This is a genomic window from Crenobacter oryzisoli (assembly GCF_030385785.1).
Taxonomy (GTDB): domain Bacteria; phylum Pseudomonadota; class Gammaproteobacteria; order Burkholderiales; family Chromobacteriaceae; genus Crenobacter_A; species Crenobacter_A oryzisoli.
Map to the genome: position 1 here is coordinate 79,107 of NZ_JAUEDK010000001.1, position 13,663 is coordinate 92,769.

At 62.5% G+C, this 13,663-nt stretch carries 12 protein-coding genes; 8 read left to right on the forward strand and 4 right to left on the reverse strand.

The window, feature by feature from the left end:
• Positions 1–3 precede the first annotated feature (3 nt).
• From mtgA to QU481_RS00410, 4 genes are all read left to right on the forward strand, one after another.
• Positions 4–687, forward strand: a complete 684-nt coding sequence (mtgA, locus tag QU481_RS00395) for a monofunctional biosynthetic peptidoglycan transglycosylase (protein ID WP_289827878.1) — start codon at positions 4–6, stop codon at positions 685–687.
• Between the two features lie 232 nt (positions 688–919).
• Entirely contained in the window at positions 920–2,422 is a 1,503-nt protein-coding gene (gene mgtE, locus QU481_RS00400; protein ID WP_435382716.1) for a magnesium transporter, read from the forward strand.
• A 13-nt stretch (positions 2,423–2,435) separates the two neighbouring features.
• Positions 2,436–3,257, forward strand: a complete 822-nt coding sequence (prmC, locus tag QU481_RS00405; RefSeq protein WP_289827880.1) for a peptide chain release factor N(5)-glutamine methyltransferase — start codon at positions 2,436–2,438, stop codon at positions 3,255–3,257.
• Between the two features lie 51 nt (positions 3,258–3,308).
• A complete protein-coding gene (locus tag QU481_RS00410; RefSeq protein ID WP_289827881.1) occupies positions 3,309–4,070 on the forward strand; it encodes a phosphatase PAP2 family protein in 762 nt (253 codons plus the stop codon).
• Between the two features lie 82 nt (positions 4,071–4,152).
• Here QU481_RS00410 and QU481_RS00415 read toward each other — a convergent pair whose 3' ends face one another.
• Entirely contained in the window at positions 4,153–4,632 is a 480-nt protein-coding gene (locus QU481_RS00415) for an FKBP-type peptidyl-prolyl cis-trans isomerase (RefSeq protein WP_289827882.1), read from the reverse strand.
• Positions 4,633–4,967: 335 nt separating this feature from the next.
• Here QU481_RS00415 and QU481_RS00420 point away from each other — a divergent pair, with 335 nt between their 5' ends.
• Positions 4,968–6,107: a ribosomal protein uL16 3-hydroxylase gene (locus tag QU481_RS00420; protein ID WP_289827883.1), complete on the forward strand. Its 1,140-nt coding sequence runs from the start codon at positions 4,968–4,970 to the stop codon at positions 6,105–6,107.
• 621 nt (positions 6,108–6,728) lie between these two features.
• Here QU481_RS00420 and bamC read toward each other — a convergent pair.
• Both bamC and dapA read right to left on the reverse strand, forming a co-directional pair.
• Complete coding sequence (bamC, locus tag QU481_RS00425) at positions 6,729–7,889, reverse strand: NlpB/DapX family lipoprotein (protein ID WP_289827884.1); 1,161 nt, start codon at positions 7,887–7,889, stop codon at positions 6,729–6,731.
• 25 nt (positions 7,890–7,914) lie between these two features.
• Positions 7,915–8,790: a 4-hydroxy-tetrahydrodipicolinate synthase gene (dapA, locus tag QU481_RS00430; RefSeq protein WP_289827885.1), complete on the reverse strand. Its 876-nt coding sequence runs from the start codon at positions 8,788–8,790 to the stop codon at positions 7,915–7,917.
• Positions 8,791–9,092: 302 nt separating this feature from the next.
• Here dapA and QU481_RS00435 point away from each other — a divergent pair, with 302 nt between their 5' ends.
• Together QU481_RS00435 and fabG are read left to right on the forward strand one after the other, a co-directional pair.
• Positions 9,093–10,721, forward strand: coding sequence for an ABC-F family ATPase (locus tag QU481_RS00435; RefSeq protein WP_289827886.1), 1,629 nt, complete (start codon positions 9,093–9,095; stop codon positions 10,719–10,721).
• 301 nt (positions 10,722–11,022) lie between these two features.
• Complete coding sequence (gene fabG, locus QU481_RS00440; protein WP_289827887.1) at positions 11,023–11,763, forward strand: 3-oxoacyl-ACP reductase FabG; 741 nt, start codon at positions 11,023–11,025, stop codon at positions 11,761–11,763.
• Positions 11,764–11,845: 82 nt separating this feature from the next.
• On the opposite strand, the gene cysB is transcribed toward fabG, so the two are convergent.
• Positions 11,846–12,790, reverse strand: coding sequence for an HTH-type transcriptional regulator CysB (cysB, locus tag QU481_RS00445; protein WP_289827888.1), 945 nt, complete (start codon positions 12,788–12,790; stop codon positions 11,846–11,848).
• 129 nt (positions 12,791–12,919) lie between these two features.
• Between cysB and QU481_RS00450 the strand changes: the two genes are divergently transcribed.
• Positions 12,920–13,624, forward strand: coding sequence for a phosphoadenylyl-sulfate reductase (locus QU481_RS00450; RefSeq protein ID WP_289827889.1), 705 nt, complete (start codon positions 12,920–12,922; stop codon positions 13,622–13,624).
• Positions 13,625–13,663: the final 39 nt, after the last annotated feature.

Consider the following 13,663-nt stretch of genomic DNA (forward strand, 5'->3'; position numbering starts at 1 on the left):
CCGATGCGGCTTCTTCTCAAGATCGGGGCGGCATTACTTGCCGCCCTTTTGCTATACAACCTGTGGATCTTCGGCCACATCGTCTATTGGCGTTACAACAACCCATCGGTCAGCTCGTTCATGACCGAGCAGCTGGCAGTGCTGAAGGAGGATGATCCCGATGCCGAGCTGCGCCAGCGCTGGGTGCCGTACGATCGCATTTCGGCCAACCTCAAGCGCGCCATCGTTGCCGCCGAGGACGCCAAGTTCGTCGACCATGAGGGGTTCGACTGGGACGGTATCGAAGCTGCGTTCCAGAAGAACCTGAAGCAGGGGCGTATCGTCGCCGGCGGCTCGACCATCAGCCAGCAGCTGGCGAAGAACTTGTTCCTGTCGAGCAAGAAGACGCCGTGGCGCAAGGCCGAGGAGGCGGTGATCACGGTAATGCTCGAGGCGGTGATGGACAAGCGCCGCATCTTCGAGATCTACCTGAACGTGATCGAGTGGGGTAACGGCGTATTCGGTGCCGAGGCGGCCAGCCACCACTACTTCCGGACCAGTGCCGCCGGCCTGTCGACCGGCCAGGCTGCCAAGCTCGCCGCGATGGTGCCCAACCCGCGCTATTACGACGACCACCGCAATGCGCGGGGGCTCGCCAGGAAGACCCGCATCATCGCCGCGCGGATGCGCTACGCCGACGTGCCCTGAACCGTTTCCTCCGCTCCGTTGCACCATCAAGGTTGGCCGACTCCCGGCCAACCTTTTCCTTCCTCCGGTCCCTTTCGGCCCCGTCTGGCCGCCCGGAAGACCGCTGTGGTAAAATTGCACCTTTTCCGTCTCCGACCGCGCCGAGTGCGCGGTTTGACCATGGACTTGCCCAGTTACCCCGTAATTCGTAGTCGCTTTACTATCCCTATCTGATTCTGTCGTTTGATCGTCGATGCGCCACTCACCGCATCCGCCGCAACGGCGGAAGGAGGCGCACATGACGGTGCTCGAACGAAAGCCCGCCGATCGTCTGCATGACAATCTCACCCAGGTGCAACGGCTCTTGGAGCGTCAGCGCCTGGTCGACGAACTCCTCCATCGCCAGGATGAGCCCCGCCAGGAACCGGCCGACAAGCCGCAACTGGTCGAAAGCCTGCTGCACCGTCAAAACCTGACCGAACTGCAGCAGAAGCTCGCGCAGTTGCACCCCGCTGACATTGCCTACATCCTCGAAGCGCTACCACTTCACGAACGTCTCTTGGTCTGGGGGCTGGTACGGAGCGAGGATGACGGCGAGATCCTGCTCGAAGTGTCCGACGCGGTGCGCGAGTCGCTGATCGAGGCGATGGACAGCGACGAGCTGGTCGCCGCGGTCGAGGACCTCGGCGCCGACGAGCTGGCCGATCTCGCGCCGGACCTGCCGCGCCAGGTGGTCTACGAGGTGATGGGCTCGCTCGACGATGAGGAGCGCGCCCGGCTGCAGTCGGCGCTGTCCTACCGGGAGGACCAGGTCGGCGCGCTGATGGACTTCGAGCTGGTCAAGATTCGCGCCGACGTGTCGTGCGAAGTGGTGCTGCGCTACCTGCGTCGCTTCGACGAGCTGCCCGACCACACCGACAAGATCTTCGTGATCGACGACGACGAGAGGCTCAAGGGTGTGTTGTCGATCAGGAAGTTGCTTGTCTCCGACCCGGATGCCAAAGTCGGCGACGTCATGGCGACCGAGGTGGTCACCTTCCGGGCGGACGAGGCTGCCGAGGATGCCGCGCTCGCGTTCGAACGTTACGATCTGGTCACCGCGCCGGTGGTCGACGGCAACGGCAAGCTGATCGGGCGCCTCACTGTCGACGAGATGCTCGACGTGATCCGCGAGGAGTCCGAGAGCGAGGTGCTGAACATGGCGGGTCTGAAGGAAGAGGAAGACCTGTTCGCGCCAGTGGTCGACTCGGTGAAGAACCGCTGGGCCTGGCTCGCGATCAACCTGTGCACCGCCTTCGTCGCCAGCCGCGTGATCGGCGCGTTCGAGCAATCGATCCAGCAGCTGGTCGCGCTCGCGGCGCTGATGCCCATCGTCGCCGGCATCGGCGGCAACTCGGGCAACCAGACCATCACGATGATCGTGCGCGCGCTGGCGATGGGCCAGCTGCAGCTCAGCCAGGCGTGGCGGCTGTGGCGCAAGGAACTTGGCGTCAGCGTGATCAACGGCCTGGTGTGGGGCGGCGCGATCGGCATCATCGCCTGGTGGCTGTACCACAGCTTTTCGCTGGGCCTGGTGATGACCGCCGCGATGACGCTGAACCTGGTCCTGGCCGCCACCATGGGGGTGCTGATCCCGACGCTGATGCAGAAGTTCGGCCGCGACCCGGCGCTGGGTTCGAGCGTGCTGATCACCGCCTGCACCGACTCGGGCGGCTTCTTCATCTTCCTTGGCCTCGCCTCCCTGTTCCTATTGTGATGAGACCGATGCGATGACCACGATACAGGCCTTACTCGCCGCCGCCGGCCTGCCCAGGCTCGAAGCCCGGCTACTGATGCAGCAGGTCAGCGGCCTGACCCATGCCCAGTTGATCGCCTCGCCGGAGCGCGAGCTCGACGCCGACAGCGCTGCACGCTTCACCGCCCTGGCCGAACGGCGTCGAGCCGGCGAGCCGATGGCCTACCTGCTCGGTAGCCGCGAGTTCTACGGCCGCGACTTCGCCGTGTCGCCGGCGGTGCTGATTCCGCGCCCCGAGACCGAACACCTGGTCGAGGCGGCGCTGGAGCGGGTAGGGCGCGAGCACCCGGCGCGTGTGCACGATTTCGGCACCGGCAGCGGCATCATCGCGATCACGCTGGCGCTCGAGGCGCCGGCCTGGACGGTCAGCGCCAGCGACCTGTCGGTCGACGCGCTCGACGTGGCCAAGGCCAATGCCGCAGCGCTCGGCGCCGCCGTCTCGTTCTGCCAGGGCAGCTGGTACGCCGCGCTGCCGGACGCGAGCGAGCGCTTCGACCTGATCGTGTCCAATCCGCCGTATATCGCCGCCGGCGACCGTCACCTGTCCGAGGGCGATCTGCGCTTCGAGCCCGGCGGTGCGCTGACCGACTTCGCCGATGGCCTGTCCTGCCTGCGCGAGCTCGCCGCCGGTGTGTCGGCCCACTTGCGGCCGGGAGGCTGGCTGATGGTCGAGCACGGCTTCGACCAGGGAGACGCCGTGCGCGCGCTGTTCGGCGCTGCCGGCCTCGTCGACGTGGCCACGCTGCCCGACCTGGCGGGCCTGGACCGCCTGAGCATCGGCCGCCATCCCTCCTGAACCCGCCGGTCGCCTCAGGGCGAATCGGCCAACCTTGTTGTTGGAGATTCTGTGCTGCAACGCTTTTCCACCGTCTGGCCTCTCTTGCTGCTGGTGCCGCTGACCGTCCTGCTGTTCCTCGCCCCCCAACTGAACATCACGCTGTTCCTTGCCGGCCACCATGCGCTGGCGGTGCTGCCCGCGCCGTTGTGGCGGATCGCCTCGGTATTCGGCGACTGGCCGAGCGTGCTGATGATCGTCATCCTGCTCGGCCTGCGCTTTCCCGACCGGCTAGCGACACTGCTGTTCGCCGCGCTGCCGATCATGCTGCTCGCAGGCGGGATGAAGGCCGGCTTCGCCGAGCCGCGGCCCTTCCTGGTGTTGCCGCCGGGCAGCGTCACGCTGCTCGACGTCCCTCCGGGCAACGGCTCCTTCCCATCCGGCCACGCGATGGCGTCGAGCTATCTGGTGGTCGTATTGCTATGGCTGTGGCCCGAGCGGCCGGTGCTGCGCTGGAGCATCGTCGGCGCGCTGCTGGTGATGCTGTCGCGCATCGCTATCGGCGTGCACTGGCCGATCGATCTGGTGGCCGGGGCATTGGTCGGCTGGGGTGTGGCCACACTGTGGTGCGACCGGCTCGGCTGGCTGCGGCTGTCGCGGCTCGGTGTGCAGCGCTTTGCCGTGCTGCTGGCGGTGCTCGCAGCCGGCTATACTGCTTCGCTGGTGCTGCAGCTGCACGGTCATCACGAGGAGGTATGGCTACGCCTGGCGCTGGCCGTGGCAGCGCTGGTGGGTGTGATGCGGCTGGCTAGGCCTGCGCAGCAGATGGCGTAAGCGGGCAGGGCGGCCGAGCGACCGCCCAAACAAAACGGGCCAGCCCGTGGGCTGACCCGTAGTTTACCGAGCCTGAAGCGGCTTAGTGGTGATGGCCGTGTTCGCCGTGGGCGTGGCCATGGGCGATTTCATCGGCGCTAGCGGCACGCACTTCGGATACCTTGGCGACGAAGCGTACCTTCTGGCCGGCCAGCGGGTGGTTGGCGTCAACCACGGCCTTGCCTTCGGCGATGTCAACGACGCGGAAGACCAGCACGTCGCCAGTTTCCGGATCGTCAGCTTCGAACATCATGCCGACTTCGACGTCGGCCGGGAACACGTCCAGCGGCTCGATGCGAACCAACTCTTCGTCCGGCTCACCGAAGGCATCGTCCGGTTGCATGGTCACGTCCACGCTGTCGCCGACGTCCTTGCCTTGCAGCGCTTCCTCGACCACCGGGAAGATACCGTCGTAGCCGCCGTGCAGGTAGCTGATCGGCTCTTCGGTCTTGTCGAGCAGGTTGTTGTCGGCGTCGTACATTTCGTAGTGCAGCGACACTACGGTGTCTTTGGCGATTTGCATGCGGTGTTCCGTATGTGTGAAGTTGAGCGGCCTTGACAGACCGGTTGTGATCGGTGTTCTCTCGGCCCCGCGGGGCGTGAGCGAAAGCCGCCTAGCCCCTATTGTAAACCATCAGGCCCGCGCTGATGCGGTAAGAGCCTGTTGATAGTCTTTTTGCGACCTTAAAGGGTTGGCCGCCTAACGGCCGGCTGCGTTGCTGGTCGGCTGGCCTTGGCGCGCGAAGATCCATGACGTTCGTCCAGTGTCCGGCCGTTTGTCGGATCAGCGCAGTCCGGAAAAAGATGATGAACAGGTTCCAAGTCCGCCGAGGCCGGCCTGGCAGCCCCGAAAAAGCCATGCAGCATACACCGCACCCCCTGCTCGGCGGCCTGAGTCCGGCCGAGTTCCTCCGCGACTACTGGCACAAGAAGCCGTTGTTGATCCGCGGCGCACTCACCGACGTCGGCCCGCACGTCGATTTCGCCTGGCTGGCCGAGTTGGCTCAGCAGGACGACGTCGAGTCTCGGCTGATCGAATGTCGCAACGGCCGCTGGCATCTCGAGCAGGGTCCGTTCCGCCCCTCGCGCTTCAAGAAGCTGCCCGACAGCGAATGGACCGTGCTGGTGCAGAACGTCAACCACCACCTGCCGCATGTCGCCAACATCCTGTGGCGTTTCAACTTCATTCCGTACGCGCGACTCGATGATCTGATGATCAGTTATGCACCACCGGGTGGTACGGTCGGCCCGCATTTCGATTCTTATGACGTATTTCTGCTACAGGTCGGCGGCCGTAAGAGTTGGAAGATTTCCGCACAGCAACAAATGGAGCTGGTCGACGGTGCACCGCTGAAGATCCTGAGTGAGTTCCATTGCGAACAGGAGTTCATTCTCGAGCATGGCGACATGCTCTACCTGCCGCCGCGCTACGCTCATTACGGCGTCGCGATCGAGCCCGGCATGACCTACTCGATCGGTTTTCGCGCCCCGACCTCGCAGGAGCTGGCCACCCAGTTCCTGGTCTATCTGCAGGACCGGGTCTGTCTCGACGGCATCTACGCCGACCCGGAAATCGCTTACCAGGACGAGCCGGCACAGATCAGCGATGCGATGATCGACCAGGTGGCGCGCATGCTCGCCGAGTTACGCTGGGATAGGACGACGATCGCCGATTTTCTCGGCCACTACCTCACCGAGCCGAAGGCGCACGTATTCTATGACGCGCCGGAAGACGAGCTCGATGAGGAAGAATTCGCCACACTCGCCATGCAAAATGGGATTGTTCTTGATCTGAAGAGTCAGATTCTCTACATTGAGGAGCGGTTTTATTGCAATGCGGAATTACTGGCGACAGACCCGGCTGACCGGGCGTCCTGGCAGCATCTGGCCAACCAGCGTTGCCTACCCGGTAGTGCGGTTTCCGCGACAATGTTGGCGCTCTTGTATGAAGGCTACCTGGCTGGCTATTGGCATCTGGCCGGCCCTGTAGCACAATAGCGACAAGGTTTGATCGAAAGTGCACGATAATCTAGTTCGCAAAGCAACGTTCGCGAGCGTGCGTTCCCAAAACGGACGCACTGCGGTGCAAAAATTCTGACGAAGCTGTTGGTTTTTTCTGTCACCGTCCTCTTTGCGGTCCAACTTTTCGTGCTACAATTTCGCGCACCGATGGTTTAATGCCGTTCCCTAACAATCGGGCGGCATCGCTATGACGTCTTGTTCAACTCACTTGTATTGAAGGTCACGATAAATGAAACAGTCGCTCCTCGTTGCTGCCCTGCTGGCTGTAGCCCTGTCCGCTTGCGGTAAGAAACAAGAAGCCCCGGCTGAAGCTTCGGCTCCGGCTGTTGAGGCTTCGGCTCCGGCTGCCGCTGCTTCGGCTCCGGCTGCTGCTGCTTCGGCTCCGGCCGCAGAAGCTTCGGCTCCGGCTGCTTCCGCTGCTAAGTAATTCAGCGTAGCAGTTTAAAAAGCCGGCCCTTGGGCCGGTTTTTTCATGCCTGCTCGTCACCGTCGTATGCTTGAGGTGCGCACTCCAGCTGCCCTCGGGCACTGTCGATGACGTAGGTCAAAGAAAAACGGCTCACCATATGGTGAGCCGTTTTCGTCGGGGCGAGGCGCTTATTGCAGTTCGGACTGCAGCTTGCTCAGCACGGTCTTGCTCAACGAGTTGTTGAGGGTGCTGCCGGTGCTGTCGAGCAGTTGCACCTGGCTGCGGCCTTCGCCTGCATCCTTCACCTGTACGCGGTACTCGGCGCCTTCCTTGATGCTGGTGCTGTCCTTGTCATCGCTGCTCTTCCAGAACGCCAGGCTCGACCAGAAGCCGCCCGATTCCTTGCCCTTCGGGTCGAGTTCGTTCTTCGCCGGCTTGACGAAGTACAGGCCCTTCGAGCGGTCGCGGTCGTTCACGGTCAGGCCGATCCGGTCGAGAGCCAGGCCGACGCGGCGCCAAGCACGGTCGAAGCCGTCGACCACCTGCAGCGTATCGCCTTCGATCTGCGCGCGGGCGTTCTTCACCGGCGCGTCGGCCTGTTTCACTTCCTGGCGAGCCTGGTCTTCGTTGAGGCCCAGGCGCATCATGAAGCGGCCGAGGAAAGCGGCTTCCAGTTGCGGGTCGCTCGGGCGCGGCTGCCACATCGTTTCGGACTTGCCTTCGTCGATGTAAGTCTCGTACATGCCGCGGTGCGAGAAGTACACCTCGATGCCGTTCGCAGTCGTTTCCAGGCGGATGCGGAACTTGTCCCGCTCCGGCGTGGAGTAGACGCCGCCGATGCCGACGGCATCCATCAGCTTGCGCAGGCCATCGTTCGGCAGCTTGGCGCGGTTTTCCGCCCAGTCGGTTTCCATCAGACCAATGTCCTGTTCCTCTGACTTGATCACGAAACCGTTGTCCTGCCAGAACGCCTTCAGTTGTGGCCACAACTCGGCAGCGCTCTTGCCCTTCACCAGCAGCCAGCGCTGGTTACCGTCACGCTGCATCGCCACATTGTCGACCTTGGACAGCACGCCGCTGTTGTCGGCGCTAGGCACTGGCGCGGCCTTTGCCTGTTGCTGCTCTGCCTTGTCCATCGCGGCAAGCGAGGCGGTGCCGCTACCAGGGATGGTGTACTTGTTCTGGATCTGAGGTGCGGTCAGGTCCGGCGGTACCTCCAGGCTTGCGCCTTGCGGCTTGGGGCCGTCGGTCTTGTAGTCCAACTTCTTGTCCAGCGGTTCGCTGGTGCTACTGCAGGCCGCCAGCAGGCTGGCGGACAGCAGCAGTGCGACAGACGCATTGCGTTTCATGCACACTCCGGTATTCGGGATTGCTTCAAAGAACCTTGGCTTGCTTGAGCGCGGCTTCGACGACCGGTACGGCATCGGCGGACAGCGGGGTCAATGGCAGGCGCAGCTCGGCGCCGATCAGACCCATGCGGTGCAGCGCCCACTTGGCCGGGATCGGGTTCGGCTCGCAGAACAGCTGCTTGTGCAGGCCCTGCAGGTTGTCGTTCAGTTCGCGGGCGGTGGCGATATCGCCTTTCAGGGCAGCGGCGCACATCGCGCTGAAGCTCTTTGGCGCAACGTTGGCAGTCACCGAGATCACGCCGTGGCCGCCGCACAACAGGAACGCCAACGCGGTGGCGTCATCGCCGGTGTAGAGCGCAAAGTCCTTCGGCGCGCGCAGGAACAGGTCGCAAGCGCGCGCCAGGTCGGCGGTGGCGTCCTTCAGGCCGACGATGTTCGGGATCTGCGCCAAGCGCAGCACGGTGTCGTTGCTCATGTCGGCCACGGTGCGGCCCGGCACGTTGTACAACACCACCGGAATGTCGACCGCTTCGGCGATGGCGCGGAAGTGCTGGTACATGCCTTCCTGGGTCGGCTTGTTGTAGTAGGGCACGACCGACAGCACGCTGTCCGCGCCGACGTCCTTGGCGTGTTGGGTCAGCTCGATCGCTTCGGAGGTCGAGTTGGCGCCGGCGCCGGCGATCACCGGCACACGGCCGGCAGCTTGCTCGACCACGGCCTTGACCACGGCGATGTGCTCGTCGACGTGTAGGGTGGCGGATTCGCCGGTGGTGCCGACGGCGACCAGGCCGTTGGTGCCGTTTTCGATATGAAAATCAACCAGCCGATTCAACGCGTCGAAGTCGACCCGGCCATCGTCATGCATCGGAGTGACCAAGGCCACCAAACTACCGGTCAGCATAGCTCTGCCTATTCGTAAGAAGGAGATAAAGGCTTTCGATTGTAGCGGAATTCGCTTTCGCGGCAAAAGGTTGGCCGAAGTGTGGTTGCCGGGGGTCTGCAGCGTGTTCGGGGCTTGTGGTAGAATGTCTCATTTTTCCGATACTTAGAGCCTGTTCATTACCTTTTGCGGTTGCAGTCGGCGCCTGCCGGATGCGGCGCTAGGAGAGAGGCCCGCCGCAGTGCTATTCACTGCCCGGCCAGTGCATCGCAAAAAGATAATGAACAGGCTCTTGGGGCTCATCTGGCTGAAGGACTCTAGGCGTGATTAGTACAAACAACATTACGATGCAGTTTGGCGCGAAACCGTTGTTCGAAAAGGTTTCGGTCAAGTTCGGCGAAGGCAACCGCTACGGCCTGATCGGGGCGAACGGTTCGGGCAAGTCCACCTTCATGAAGATTCTCGGCGGCGACCTCGAACAGAGCGCCGGCGAAGTGGCGATCGAAACCGGTCTGCGCCTCGGTAAGCTGCGCCAGGACCAGTTCGCCTACGAAGACCAGCGCGTGCTTGACGTGGTGCTGCAGGGCCATACCGAGATGTGGGCGGCGATGACCGAGCGCGATGCAATCTACGCCAACCTCGAGGCGACCGAAGACGACTACATGCACGCTGCCGAACTCGAGGCAAAGTTCGCCGAGTACGACGGCTACACTGCCGAAGCGCGTGCTGGCGAGCTGCTGTTGGGTGTGGGCATTCCGCTCGAACTGCACAACGGCCCGATGAGCGAAGTGGCGCCGGGCTTCAAGCTGCGCGTACTGTTGGCGCAGGCACTGTTCTCCGACCCGGACGTGCTGCTGCTCGACGAACCGACCAACAACCTGGACATCAACACGATCCGCTGGCTGGAGCATGTGCTCAACGAGCGCAATTCCACCATGATCATCATCTCGCACGACCGTCACTTCCTGAACGAAGTGTGTACCCACATGGCCGACCTGGACTACAACACCATCCAGATCTACCCGGGCAACTACGATGACTACATGATCGCTTCCGCTCAGGCGCGCGAGCGTCAGCTGTCGAGCAACGCCAAGGCGAAGGAACGCATCCAGGACTTGCAGGAGTTCGTGGCGCGCTTCTCGGCCAACAAGTCGAAGGCCCGTCAGGCGACCAGCCGTCTGAAGCAGGTGGACAAGCTCAAGTCCGAGATGGTCGAAGTGAAGCCGTCCAGCCGTCAGAACCCGTTCATCCGTTTCGAGCTGGACGACAAAATGAAGCTGCACCGCCAGGCGGTGGAGATCCAGGGGCTGTCCAAGTCGTTCGACAAGCCGCTGTTCAAGGATCTGAACCTGATCCTGGAAGCAGGGCAGCGCCTCGCTGTCATCGGCCCGAACGGCGCCGGTAAGACCACGCTGATGAAGCTCTTGGCCGGCGCGTTCGAGCCGGCGCTAGCCCATGGCGTGACCGCCGATGCCGGCATGATCAAGTGGGCGGAGAAGGCCCAGATCGGCTACTACGCCCAGGATCATGAGGAAGAGTTCGACACCGACGCGACGCTGACCGAGTGGATGCGCGAATGGGGCCAGGAAGGTGACGACGAGCAGGTGATCCGCGGTACTCTCGGCCGCCTGCTGTTCGGTGGCGAGGATGTCGGAAAGGCGGTGCGCGTGCTGTCCGGTGGCGAGAAGGGCCGCATGCTGTACGGTAAGCTGATCCTGACCAAGCCGAACGTGATGCTGATGGACGAGCCGACCAACCACATGGACATGGAATCGATCGAGTCGCTGAACATGGCGCTCGAGAAGTTCAAGGGCACGTTGGTCTTCGTCTCGCACGACCGCCAATTCGTATCGTCGCTGGCCACCCAAATCCTCGAGCTGGATGGCAAGGGCGGTTACGATCACTACATCGGTGACTACGAGTCCTATCTGGCCAGCAAGGGCCTGGAGTAAACCGGCTCGCAGTTAATGGCGGCACCGCAAGGTGCCGCTTTTTGTTGCTTGTGGCGGTTTTGCACTGCATCAATCTTCTGTCATTTTTGTTTCTTTACCCTTTAAAAACCGTGCGCTATAGTTCGAAGCGATTATGGTGCGCCGCAAAAAGCGCATGGTGGTGCGGTGCACGTGCTGGCAAGGTAATTCACGATAATAACTCCCCAGTGCGGCCGCTAAGCGAGGTCGAGCTCAGGGGGGGTGGCCCTGTGGCCTCATAAAGAGCCGATGGCGGCTACCAACAGACATCGAAAGGAAGATCATGCGTTTGAAGGGCAAGGTTTCGATCATTACGGGTGGGGCCAGCGGTATCGGCAAAGCCACCGCGCTGAAATTCGCCAAGGAAGGCGCGATCGTCGCCGTCGGCGATTTGAATCTTGGCACCGTTGAGACCATCGTCGCCGAGATCAAGGCTGCCGGCGGTGAGGCAGTCGGCTATAAGGTCGACGTGACCAACAAGGCGCAGATCGCCGAGATGGTCGCCGACCTGAAGAACCGCTTCGGTCGCATCGACGTACTGGTCAACAACGCCGGCATCCTGGCTGATGCCCAGTTGACCAAGATGACCGACGAGCAGTTCGACCGGGTGATCGACGTCAACCTGAAGGGCGTGTACAACTGCACCAAGGCGGTGGTCGACACCATGATCGAGCAGGGCAGCGGGGTGATCCTGAACGCCAGTTCGGTGGTCGGCGTGTACGGCAACTTCGGCCAGACCAACTACGCTGCGTCGAAGTTCGGCGTGATTGGCTTCGTGAAGACTTGGGCGAAGGAGCTGGGCAAGAAGGGCATCCGGGCCAACGCAGTGTGCCCAGGCTTCGTCGCCACGCCTATCCTGAGTTCGATGCCGGAGAAGGTGATCCAGGCGATGGAAGAAAAGGTGCCGATGCGCCGCATGGCCCAGCCGGAAGAGATCGCCAACGTCTACGCCTTCCTCGCCAGCGACGAGGCAAGCTACATCAACGGTGCCGCGATCGAGGTGACCGGCGGCCTGGCGCTGTAAGCGTTACCGCTCGTCGACATGACAACGCCCCGAGGCATGGCCCGGGGCGTTTTGTCGTATCGTGTCGCTCACGTTAGGGCGCTTATTCGTCGTCGTCCGGTTCGTGGGCGAGCAGGGCGGCCTCGACCGCCTTGCGGGTCAGGTGCGGGGCGAACAGCTCGATGAAGGTGTAGGCGAAACCGCGTAAATAGGCATCCTTGCGCAGGCCGATCTTGGTGGTCGACGAGTCGAACAGGTGTGAGGCATCGATCGCGCGCAGCTTGGTGTCGCGCTCGGCTTCGTACGACATGGTGGCGATGATGCCGATGCCCAGGCCCAGCGTTACATAGGTCTTGATCACGTCGGTGTCGATCGCGGTCAGCACCACGTTTGGGGTCAGACCGGCGTCGCTGAACGCCTTGTTGATTTTGGAGCGACCGGCGAAGGCGAAGTCGTAGGTGACGATCGGGTAGCTGGCGATGTCGGCCAGCGTAATCGTGCGCTCGAGGTCCAGCAGCGGATGGCCGACCGGCACTACGATGCTGCGGTTCCATTCGTAGCAGGGCAGCATCGCCAGGTCCTTATAGAGGGCGATGCCCTCGGTGGCGACTGCGAGGTCGGCCTCGCCGGCGACGACCATTTCGCAGATCTGCGTAGGGCTGCCCTGTTTGATCGACAAGCGTACCTTAGGGTAGCGGCGCACGAATTCGGCGATAGTGTCCGGCAGCGCGTAGCGTGCCTGGGTGTGGGTGGTGGCGACGGTGAGCGAGCCCTCGGCCTCGCGCGAAAACTCGTCACCGACGCGCTTGAGGTTCTGTGCTTCGCGCAGGATGCGCTCGGCGATGCGCAGCACCTCCTTGCCAGGTTCGGACACCGCCACGACGCGTTTGCCGTTGCGGATGAACACCTGGATACCCAGCTCGTCTTCGAGCAGGCGGATCTGTTTGGAGATGCCCGGTTGCGAGGTGTGCAGCTTTTCGGCCGCCTCGGAGACGTTCAGTCCCTGTTTTGCTACCTCGACCAGGTAGCGCAGTTGCTGCAGCTTCATTGTTCAGTCTCTTGTCTTATTTCTATAAAACTATAAGTGCTTAAACCCTAACGCAATATTCTTTTATGGTTTTAGGCATGTTGGATACCATGCGTCCAATTGTCAATGGACTTTTTAGTGGAGCTTGCCATGTCCTTCGAGGAAAAACTGGCCGCGACCGAGGCCCTGCTCGCCGAGATCGCCCGTGACTTCGCACCGGCGGTATTCGCCAACAGCTTCGGTGCCGAGGACATGGTGCTGACCGACCTGATCGCCCGCCTCAATCTGCCGATCGCCTCGTTCAGCCTCGACACCGGCCGCCTGCCGACGGAAACCTATACGCTGATGCAGGAAGTGGAGGGGCGCTATACCACCCATCCTGTCAAGCTGTTCTTCCCCAATGCGGCCAACGTCGAGGGCTATGTGAACCAGCACGGCATCAATGCGTTTTACGACAGCGTTGAGCTGCGTAAGGAATGCTGCCGCATCCGCAAGCTCGAGCCGCTCAAGCGCGCGCTGGCTGGGCAAAAGGCCTGGATTACCGGCCTGCGCCGCGAGCAGTCGCCGACCCGCACCGATATGGCCGACCGCGAATTCGACGCCGGCAACGGCCTGATGAAGTTCAATCCGTTGTTGGAGTGGACCGAGCAGGAAGTGTGGGCCTACCTGACCGAGCGTCAGGTACCGGTGAACGCGCTGCACGCCAAACGTTACCCGTCGATCGGCTGCGCGCCCTGTACCCGTTCGATCACCGTCGGGGAGGATGTGCGTGCCGGCCGCTGGTGGTGGGAAGACCCCGAATTGAAAGAGTGCGGCCTGCACGCCAATAAGCCGGCCAACGTCTCCGCGATCTGAAACTGTTTAGTGTTGCCGGCCGTCACGGCCGGTGTTGAG